Origin of the sequence: Bacillus hominis, assembly GCF_018332515.1 — a bacterium.
GTDB lineage: Bacteria > Bacillota > Bacilli > Bacillales > Bacillaceae_G > Bacillus_A > Bacillus_A hominis.
The window spans coordinates 1-1,052 of record NZ_BOQD01000453.1; the positions used below are offsets into that span (position 1 = coordinate 1).

1 protein-coding gene is annotated in these 1,052 nt (G+C 30.6%); it reads left to right on the forward strand.

Going from position 1 to position 1,052, the window contains the following annotated elements; genetic code table 11:
* The first annotated feature begins 81 nt into the window (after positions 1-81).
* The gene (locus KI356_RS26260) at positions 82-987 is read left to right on the forward strand and encodes a glycosyltransferase family 2 protein (RefSeq protein ID WP_238486243.1); all 906 of its coding nucleotides are present in this window, start codon (positions 82-84) and stop codon (positions 985-987) included.
* The last annotated feature ends 65 nt before the right edge of the window (positions 988-1,052 follow it).

A 1,052-nucleotide genomic window follows, 5' to 3' on the forward strand; every position in this document is an offset into this window, starting at 1 on the left:
TAAATTCTTAAATAATGCAATACTTACATGGGGAGAATGCTTTTTGTCAAATCAATATTACTATTTTAGAGGGAAATTAGGATGGATAAAAAGGAAGGTTATAATATGAAATTAACTATTTTTACTCCTACTTATAATAGAGGATATATAATAGGTGCATTATATGAATCGTTGAAAAAGCAAACGTATAACGGTTTCGAATGGTTAGTTATAGATGACGGTTCTACTGATAATACAGAAGAACTTTTTAAATTATGGATGTCAGAAGAAAAAAAATTCCCAATAAGGTATTACAAAGTAACAAATGGAGGTAAACATAGGGCGATTAATAAAGCAACGGATCTAGCAAACGGAGAGTTGTTCTTTATAGTAGATTCTGATGATTATCTAGTAGAAGATGCTTTAGAAGCAGTAGTGAATTGGGAACGAGAATTACAAGGAAACTCAGTGTTTTGTGGGGTTTCTGGGAATAGGGGAAAGAGTAAAAATGAAATTTTGGGAACGACGTTTGAAGGAGAGTATCTGGATGCAACTTCACTTGAGAGAAAAAATTATAAAATAGACGGGGATAAAGCTGAAGTTTTTTATACTCATATTTTAAAAGAATACAAGTTTGATGAATATGAAGGAGAGAAATTTCTCACGGAACGTACAGTGTGGGATAGAATGGCTTATGATGGCTATAAAATAAGGTGGTTTAATAAAATAATTTATGTATGTGATTATCTTGAAGATGGTCTAACTAAGTCTGGTGATGACCTATATGCTGAAAATCCTCAAGGTACTTCTTGTATTGTAAAACAGCAAATTAAATTTTATAACTATAATATAAAAGAGAGATTATCTTGCTACAATGCTTATTATAATTTAGTGAAATGTAATATAGGATTGACACAAGCTGCAAAGTATTTGGAAATTCAAAAAGGCACTCTAGTATGGGCAATAATTTTAGTTAAGTGCAAGAATATGTTATTGTTTAGAACTTGATACATTCTATAGGAAATTATTGCGCTCATTCTAAAAATGAAAATATATGGGAAGTTGTATGGGTA

Coding starts and splice junctions, on each gene's coding strand:
- KI356_RS26260 (WP_238486243.1), top strand. CDS start 82: ATGGATAAAAAGGAAGGTTATAATATGAAATTAACTATTTTTACTCCT.